The 8686-nt window shown below is 72.8% G+C and carries 6 protein-coding genes; 1 reads left to right on the top strand and 5 read right to left on the bottom strand.

Annotation, left to right across the window (positions count from 1 at the left end):
- Positions 1-257: 257 nt before the first annotated feature.
- From ACFT9I_RS33395 to ACFT9I_RS33375, 5 genes are all read right to left on the bottom strand, one after another.
- Complete coding sequence (locus ACFT9I_RS33395) at positions 258-1565, bottom strand: flavin-dependent oxidoreductase (RefSeq protein WP_382570642.1); 1308 nt, start codon at positions 1563-1565, stop codon at positions 258-260.
- The gene (locus ACFT9I_RS33390; protein WP_382570639.1) at positions 1562-2749 is read right to left on the bottom strand and encodes a monodechloroaminopyrrolnitrin synthase PrnB family protein; all 1188 of its coding nucleotides are present in this window, start codon (positions 2747-2749) and stop codon (positions 1562-1564) included. Before ACFT9I_RS33390 ends, ACFT9I_RS33395 begins: the two co-directional genes overlap by 4 nt.
- Positions 2750-2882: 133 nt before the next feature.
- Positions 2883-4259, bottom strand: a complete 1377-nt coding sequence (locus ACFT9I_RS33385) for an MFS transporter (protein ID WP_382570649.1) — start codon at positions 4257-4259, stop codon at positions 2883-2885.
- A gap of 518 nt (positions 4260-4777) precedes the next feature.
- On the bottom strand, positions 4778-6253 hold the full coding sequence (locus ACFT9I_RS33380; protein ID WP_382570636.1) for a 4-hydroxyphenylacetate 3-hydroxylase family protein: 1476 nt from the start codon (positions 6251-6253) through the stop codon (positions 4778-4780).
- Between the two features lie 215 nt (positions 6254-6468).
- Positions 6469-7434 (bottom strand): AraC family transcriptional regulator, encoded by a 966-nt coding sequence (locus ACFT9I_RS33375; protein ID WP_382570633.1) that lies wholly within the window; start codon positions 7432-7434, stop codon positions 6469-6471.
- Positions 7435-7553: 119 nt separating this feature from the next.
- Here ACFT9I_RS33375 and ACFT9I_RS33370 point away from each other — a divergent pair, with 119 nt between their 5' ends.
- Positions 7554-8471: an SDR family oxidoreductase gene (locus tag ACFT9I_RS33370; protein ID WP_382570630.1), complete on the top strand. Its 918-nt coding sequence runs from the start codon at positions 7554-7556 to the stop codon at positions 8469-8471.
- Positions 8472-8686 lie beyond the last annotated feature (215 nt).

Raw genomic sequence — 8686 nt, 5'->3', positions numbered from 1 at the left:
GGCTCAAATGAGCCCGTCCGGCGATTGAGGACGAGCGCGGCCCACGAGCCGCGCAACCCGGCCAACGCTCCCGGTCACAGCACTGGCGGCGTGACCGCGGCGGCCTGCGGCAAAGACGGCCGAAGGCCGGGGCCGGGGCCGGGGCCGCGAGACCAGGGCGGGGGCCGAAGCGGCCCTGCGGCGTCGGGTCAGGGGACCGACGGCCGAGGCCAGGGGCCAGGGGCCGATGCCCCCGGCCCCCTCCCCCGGCAGACCCGTCAGCCGCGAGCCGGCTCGGGTACCTCGTACGGGGAGCCCGCGTTCACCGTTTTCGGGTCGAACGCGCCCGTCGCCGCGTAGCGCGACGCTATCTCCGCCAGTTCGGACGGCGGGATCACGTCCGCGATGTCGGTGAAGCCTCCGGGGGCGCGGGCGTGGGCCAGGGTGATGACGGCCTCGGGGCCCTGTTGCCGGTTGGCGAGTTGCAGCTCCGTCATGGCCGGGCGGCGTTCCGTCTCGTATGCCGTCAGCGCCTCCGCGCGGTCGGGGTGCGTGGCCAGCGCGTGCGCCAGCGCACGCGCGTCGACGATCGACTGCGTCGCGCCGTTCGAACCGATCGGGTACATCGCGTGGGCCGCGTCGCCGATCAGGGTCGTACGGCCGTGGGTCCAGCGCGCCAGCGGTTCGCGGTCCACCATCGGGTACTCGAAGGCGCGGTCCGCGGCCGCCAGGACCTCGGGGACGCTGACGCCGTCGAACTCCCAGCCTTCGTAGTGGTGCGCGAACTTCGCGACCGGCACCGGGCGGTTCCAGTCGCCGCGCCCCGCCCCGACGATGTCCGTCGCGGGCATCGCGAGCGCCCAGTTGACGAGGACGTGCCGGTCCCGCCCGGCGCTCCCGCCGATTCCGATCGGGTGCGTCATCGGGTAGACCACCGCCTTCTGCCGGTCGTCGCCCGCGATGAACATGAACGTGCCCGCACGGTGCGCGGGAACGCGCGAGACACCGCGGAAGACGAGCATGCCGTTCCACGGCGGCTCGCCCTCGTCCGGGTTCAGCGCGGCCCGGACCGCCGAGCGGATACCGTCCGCGCCGATCAGTACGTCGGGCTCCATGGAGGCACCACCGCCCCGGCCCCGCCCGTCGCGGTGCGCGAGCAGCACGCGCGCGCGGCCGTCGGCGGAGGTCTCCAGCCCGCCGACCCGGACCCCGGCGACCACCGCGTCGCTGCCGAGCCGGTCGCGTACCGCGTCGGCGAGCACCCGTTGCAGGTCACCTCGGTGGATGGACAGTTGCGGCCACAGATAGCCGGCCGCCAGGCCGCGCGGCTCTCGGGAGATCAGCCCGCCGCCGCGGTGGTAGTAGCGCAGTTCACCGGTGCGTACGGCGCACTCGTCGAGACGGCTGAGCAGTCCGAGCGAGTCGAGTTCACGTACGGCGTTGGGCATGATGTTCAGCCCGGCGCCGAGAGGCTGGATCTCCCGGGCGGCCTCCACGACGGTGATCCGGTCGAAGCCGGCTGCGTGCAGGGAGAGGGCCGCGGTGAGGCCGGCGATACCGCCGCCCGCGATCATGATGTGAGTCATGGGGTGAGTCTCTTCTCGCGAAGCGGTGACGTGGCGGACACGGGCGCGGACATGGGCGCCGGCGCGGACGCAGGCGCGTGCATGCGCACATTCGCGTGCCGCACCAGCGTCTCGTTGTCCCGCGTCAGATCCAGCACCGACCGCAGCAGCGCGATCGGCGCGCCCCCGCTTCCCGCGTCGTACAGCCGCAGTTCGTCGCTGTACGCCTTGCGCGCGATGCCGATATGCCGGGCCCGGAACGTCTTGAGTATCCGAAGCACCCGCTCCAGCGCCATCGCCGAAGCGGCCAGCACCGGCGGCAGCCGCGGCGTCGACTCCCAGCTGATCGCGGCGGACAGCTTGCTCACGGCGGACGTCGTGCCCCGGTGCGCCGCGTGGAAGGCCCGCCACGACGGCAGGCTGTAGAGCACCGACTCGTCGAGGAACGCGTCGTACTCCGGACTGCTCCGGTCGCACTGCCACAGCGTCAGATCGACCAGCCAGAGCGGCACCTGCGCCGCCGCCGGGCCCAGATAGTCGCGGCCGGCGACGTCGACCTCCTCGAAGTACGGGCGGAGCCCGCGCGCGAAGAACTCGGGGGTGACCTGCGCGACGGTGAAGTCGATGGAGTCGACCATGGCCTGGACGTGCTGCCCCGTGCGGTCGAGCGTGGCGGCGAAGCGGGGGTCGTACGGTTCGAGTCCCGCCAGCTCCGTGCAGGAGTCGAGCGCGGCGACGAGCGCGGGGAAGACCATCCGTACCGCGTTCTGGAGGTGCCCCTCCATCTTGTCGCCGGTGTACATGCGCTGGCGGTCGCCGAGCGGATTCCACGTCGTGTAGTGGTGCACGGTGTCGCGCGGCACCATGTCGGTGCGGTGGCCCAGTTCCTCCAGTACGGGCAGGGCCTCGGGGACGGCGGCGAGCGGTTCGACACCGTGCCGCTTCAGCGAGCCGAGGAGCAGACCGAGGTCGCGTACGGCGGCGAGCGCGTCGACCACGCTCAGCGAGGCGGTGCGGTCGGGATCGGGGACGAGCGTGCGCAGGGCGACGGTGAGCGCGGGGACGTCGGCGTCCCTGTTCATCGCGGGTACGGCCGCGAGTATCGCGTCGGCGCCCAGCGGATCGGCCGCGCGTATGCCGGCTATGCGGTAGCGCGGTTCGCTGCGCGCCTCGATCGCGGGCGCGACAAGGTCGTACAACGTCATGGAAGTGCCCCCCTCGGGCGTGGGTCGGGTGGGTGGTGGGAACACGGGACGGGCTTCCCGCCGTCGGGTGATCCCCCCTAGGAACCGTCGACCGGGCCCTGCCCCGCCTGCGCACTCGCTCCTCCTCCTGGGTCTACTCCAGGGCGCCGCCGACCCGGTCCTGGTGCGGGGGCGCGGACGCTGGCGCGGGGAGGCGCAGCCGGAAGGTGAGCAGCGCGGCGCAGGCGGCGAGGACGGCGCCGACGAGGAGGGCGGCCTTGAAGCCCGCGGTCTCGGCGGCGGCGCCGGTCGCGCCGAGCGCGTCGGTGCGGGCGGTGGCGACCGCGACGAGTACGGCGAGGCCGAGTACGGAGCCGAACTGCTGGCTGGTGTTGATGAGTCCGGAGGCCAGCCCGGTCTCGCCCGGCGCCGCGTCGGCCGTCGCGGCGACGTTGGTGGTGACCATGACGAGCGGCAGGGCGACGCCCAGCACGAGGCTCGGCGCGAGGACGGTGGAGAAGAAGGTGCCCTCGGCGGCGAGCGCGAGTGCCAGCCAGAGCATGCCGACGAAGAGCAGCGTGAAGCCGAGCGTCATCGTGGCGCGCAGTCCGAGGCGGCGGATGAGGCGGCCGGTCTGCGGGGCGGTGACGACGACGGCGAGGGAGAGGGGCAGCAGGCCGAGCCCGCCGTAGAGGGGGGTCTGGTCGAGGACGCGCTGGAGGTAGAGGCTGACGAGGAAGAACATCGGGAAGAGCGCCATCTGGGCCAGCGCGCTGAGGCAGTTGGCGAGCCGCAGGGTGGGCCGGCGCAGGACGGCGGGCGGCACGAGCGGGTGGGCGATTCGTTTCTCCAGAACGGCGAACGCCGCGAGGAGTACGAGTCCGCCGGCGAACGCGCCCAGTGTCCGCGCGCTGGTCCAGCCCGCCTCACCGGCGCCGACGAGGCCGTACGCGACGAGCCCGAGGCCCGCGGTCGCGGTGAGCGCGCCGCCGATGTCGAAGCCGCGCTCGGCGCTGCGGGTGTTGCCGTCGAGGAGCCGCGGAGCGAGGACGGCGAGGACGAGCGCGCCGAGGACGTTCAGCCAGAAGGTGGAGCGCCAGCCGAGGAGATCGGTGAGTACGCCTCCGAGTACGGTGCCCAGAACGCCGCCGAGACCGCCCATCGCGGCGAAGGCGCCGAGGGCCTTGTGGCGGTCGGGGCCGTCCGGGAAGAGGTTCAGGAGCAGGGCGAACGCGGCGGCGGCGGCGAGCGCGGCGCCGACCCCCTGGACGGCGCGGGCCCCGACGAGCACCCCCACGGACCCGGCGGCCCCGCCGGCCGCGGAGGCGACACCGAGCACCCCGAGCCCGCCGAGGAACACCCGCCGGTGCCCGAGGAGATCGGCGGCGCGCCCGCCGAGGAGCAGCAGCCCACCGAAGGTGATCAGAAAGGCGTTGGCGACCCAGGACAGTCCGGCGGACCCGGACCCGAGGTCCTGCCCGACGGACGGCAGTGCGACGTTGATGATCGCGGTGTCCATAATGAGCAGCAACTGCGTGGAAGCGAGCAGCGCGAGCGCGGCCTTGGGACTCGGTCCCCGCCGCTCGTACGATCCCGGCGCCTCGGGGCAGGGGGCGCGAAACCCCGGGGCGCCGGGAGATGGTGGGCCGGCCGGGCCGGGGCCGGTGGCCTCGACGGGGCCGGGTGTGCCGGGGCCGTCCGCCCCGACGGGACCGGCAGGACCGGCAGGACCGGATACGCCGGGGCCGTCCGCCCCGACAGGACCGCGTACGCCGGGGCCATCCGCCCCGACAGGGCCAACGGGACCGGCACGACCGGCACGACCGGCGGAGCCGACAGGACCGGGTGTGCCACCGCCGTCGGCCTCGACGGGGCCGGGCGACATCGCCCGGTCGGCGGAGCCGGGTGGCGGCGCCGCGCCGCCGGTCGACGACGAGCCGTTGGGTCCCGCCGGGCCGAGGGGCCCGGCGCGGCCGGGGACCCGGCCACGGCCGGCCGCCGCCCCGTTCCGCTCATCCCGCTCGTCTCGCTCGTTCCCGCGTTCGCCGCTCACCGGGGACCCGTTCCCTCGGGTTCACCGCCGAGCGCGTAGCCGTCGAGACAGGCCTGGGCCAGTCGCTCGCAGGACGCCGTGTCGCCCTCCCATGCCTGCTGCATCAGATAGACGTGCGGCGCGCCGTGGTAGAAGCGTTCGTACTGTTCGTGGCGGGAGGCGAACTCCGAACCCAGCGCGTCCCAGGCCAGTTTCAGCAGTTTGATCCGCTCCTCGGCCGAGTGGCCCGGCGCGCCCATGTAGCGCCGTACCAGCGGGCCCAGCTCCGGGTGGAGCAAGTCCTCGCCCGACGCGGGCAGTTGGATCACCCCGCCGCCCGCGAGGAGTTTGATCTCCTGTACGGCCTGCGGATACAGCTCGCCGGCCATGATGCGCTGCGCGAACGAGATGTCCTTGCCGGGCATCACTCCGCCGCGCCCGCCGTCGACCTCCTCGTAACTCGCCTCGGCGGCCAGCACGAACGCCTTCGCCTGGGCGACCTTGCCGAGCAGCCGGCCGATCGCCTGCGTGACGGGCGGCAGTTCGTACGTCCCGTTGGACTTCGTCAGCAGGACGGCTATCCCGGCGAGGAATTCGAGCTTGGTCCAGAAGCGCGTCGCGGCCTGGTGGACGAAGTTCACGTACGCCGGTGTGCGCCACCACATCCCGAAGCTCGCGTCGACGTTCCGGTAGGTGAGCACGGACTCCCACGGGACGAAGACGTCGTCGCAGACGAGCAGCGCGTCGTTCTCGTCGAACCGCGACGACAGCGGGTTGTCGAAGACGCTCCGCGCCCGGCCCTCGTACGAGACACGGGAGATGAAGCTGAGGCCGGGGGTGTCGACGGGGATCGAGAAGCAGACCGCGCGGTCGACGTCCCGCGGCGCGAGCGGCTCGATCGTGCCGACGATGACCTCGTTGCCGAAGACCGCCGCCGTGCCGATCATCTTCGCGCCGCGTACGACGATCCCGCCGTCCTTCTCGGCGGCGACCCGCACCACGGGGTCGTCGTCCGCCGTCCCCCCGGCCGCGTCGAACGGGGTCCGCGCGCCCTGCGGGTTGGTGATCGTGAAGGTCGGGTACAGGTCGCCGTCGGCGAGCCGCCGGTGGTACGCGACCGCGTTCGCCGCGCCGTCGAAGCCGTCGGTGGTGAACACACCCGGCGCCGCCGCGAATCCGGCCGCGCCGCCCGCCATGTAGTCCGGCGTACGCCCCAGGAAGCCGAAGCTCGCCTCGGCCCACACCTTGTACGCCCGCCGGCGCGCGACCAGGTCCTCGTAACCGCGCGGCACCGCGAACGCGCGGTGGGCGCCGTCCTGGGTGAGCACCGGGGTGTGCGCGGAGTCGTGTGCCAGGTCGTAGAGCCGGGCGATGGATCCCGCGGTGTTGCGGAACGCCGGGTGCCGCGTGATGTCCTCGACCCGCTCGCCGTCCAGCCAGACCGAACGGCCGTCGCGCAACGACTCCAGGTATTCCTGGCCCGATCTGGTCAACACTTCTCCTCATACGGATCAAACAGATCAAAACGATTCATGCGGCACGCACGGCACGTCCGGCACATCCGGTGCGCCCACCACACCCGGCACACCGAGCACGCGCGGAACGCTGCTCCCACTCCCTGAGAGCCTTTCCTGGCGCAAGCGCCGTGAGCAATGAACGACCGTCCAGCGGTCCTTAATAACCGGCCAGACCGCGACATCGGACGGCCCTACGCGGCGGGCACCGCACCGCTGCGGTACTCCCCCGGCGTCTGCTCGAACCACTTGCGAAACGCAAGATGGAAACCGACCGCGCTGCGGTAACCCACCCGCTCCGGCACCGCCGACTGCGGCAGCGACGTCTCCCCCAACAGCCGCGCCGCCTCCTGCATCCGACGGCCCGTCAGATGCCGTGCCGGGGCCTCCCCCACCAGTTCGCGGAAGGCCGCCGTGAAGGCCGACCTGGACATGCCGACCTCGCGCGCCAGTGACTCGATCGTCCACGGCTCGGCGAACCGCGTCGCGATGATCACCATCGCCCTGCTGATCCCCGGATGGCTGAGCACCGGCAGCGACGCCGGGTTGTCCGCGATCTCACGCAGCAGCGGCCGCAGCGCCAGAACCAGCGCCATCTCGAACGCGCGCAGCGTGATGAGGCGGTCGCCGGGGCCGACGGGGCGCTGCGTCGAGGCGAGCAGCCGCAGCGTGTCGCGGAGCAGCGGTTCGTTGTCCACCTGGGTGCGGTCGAGGACCAGCGCCCACGGCAGCGCCGTGTACAGGCCGGTGGCCGCGCTCGCGTCGTAGTGCAGTCCGGCGCAGAGCAGCCGGCTCTCCGGTCCGCCGCCCTCGATCTTCAACTCCCCGGAGGTGCCGGGCAGTCGCTCGGGCAGGACGGCCGCCAGCCGCAGTCCGCCGCTGCGGTCGGGCCGGTCGGAGATGCGGTGCGCGGTGCCGGTGGGGAAGACGGCGAGATCGCCTTCGCGAAGTTCCACCGGTGTCTGGCCCTCGCCGGTGATCCAGCAGGAACCCTCGACGATGTAGTGGAGGATCGCACAGCTCTGCTCGGCGTCGCCCTCGATGGCCCACGGCGCGCTGACGTGCCAACGACTGTCGAAGACCCCCGTGAGCCGGAGCGGCTTCAGCAGCTCGCTCAGGAGATCGTCACCTTCGGTCTTGATGGGCTCCATCGGTTCCATGGACGATCCTTCAACCCCCGCCCCGGTTTGTTAATTGATCGGCCGAAGCCGCCGCCGCCAGCCTTGTGAAAGAGCCGTCATAGACAGCAGACACACCTTATCGAAGGGCCTTCAGACACATGTCCGATCAGATTCCGATGCGCGTCGCCGTCGTGGGGGCGACCGGGTTCCAGGGCGGTGCCGTGGCCCGTCTGCTGGCCGAGCGCGGACAGCGGGTCCGTACGCTCACCCGCGCCGCCGAGGCGGACCGCCCGCCGCTCCCCGGCGCCTCGTTCGTGGGCGGTGACCTGGCCGATCCTCCCGCCGTACGGCGGCTGATGGAGGGCGCGACGCACGCGGCGGTGGTGATGCCGCTGGTGTACGGGACGGAGCAGGTCCGGCGGTACGCCCGTAATGTCGCCGAAGCGGCACGCGACGCCGGCATCCGGCGTCTCGTCTACAACGCCAACACCCGGATCCCCGAACAGTCCACGAACGTCGCCGCCTTCGAGACGCGCAGGATCGCCGAGGAGGAACTGCGGGCGAGCGGTGTGCCGTTGGTGGTGCTGAGGCCGCCGGTCTACCTGGACAACCTGTTCAGCCCGTGGAACGGCCCCGCGCTGGTCAGCGAGGGCGTCCTGGCCTATCCGCTGCCCGGCGACAGCTCCGCCGCGTGGATCTCGCACCGGGACCTCGCGGAGGCGGTCTTCGCCGCGCTCACCGTGGACGGCGTGGAGGGCGAGACCTTCGACATCGGCGGCAGCGAGTCGCTGACCGGCGACGAGCTCGCCTCGGCGTTCGGCACGGGCCTCGGCCGTGAGGTGCGCTACCTGTCGCTGCCTCCGACGGTGTTCGAGCAGGCGCTGTCCCAGGTCGCGGGCCCGGAGGCGGCGGCCGGGGTCGCCGGCATCTACCACTACATGGCGACGGGCGACGACCCGCTGCTGATGGCGGGCGACGGCGGCCGGGCGGCGGACGCGCTCGCGGTGAAGCCGGCGCCGGTGGACGAGTGGGTGACGCGCCAGCCGTGGCAGGTCTGGTCGACCGACGCGAGCTGACACCTTCCGCTCCACGGCGGGCAAGCCCCCCGTTCCCGCCCCGTTCCCGCGGAAGCCGCCCGTGCGGCCCGCGGGGACGGGGCGTCCGTCTTCCCGCCCCGTCGTCCCGCCCCGCACTCCCGCTCCGCCATGCCGCGCGATACGGCCGATTCCGGCCACGCCCGCAGAGTTGCCCAGGTCTTAACGAAGCTGCGGATTGTGCACCCGAAAATCGT

The organism is Streptomyces sp. NPDC057137 (genome assembly GCF_042670825.1).
Lineage (GTDB): Bacteria > Actinomycetota > Actinomycetes > Streptomycetales > Streptomycetaceae > Streptomyces.
The sequence above is the reverse complement of the archived record's forward strand: the minus strand, read 5'-3'. Positions and strand labels throughout refer to the sequence as shown.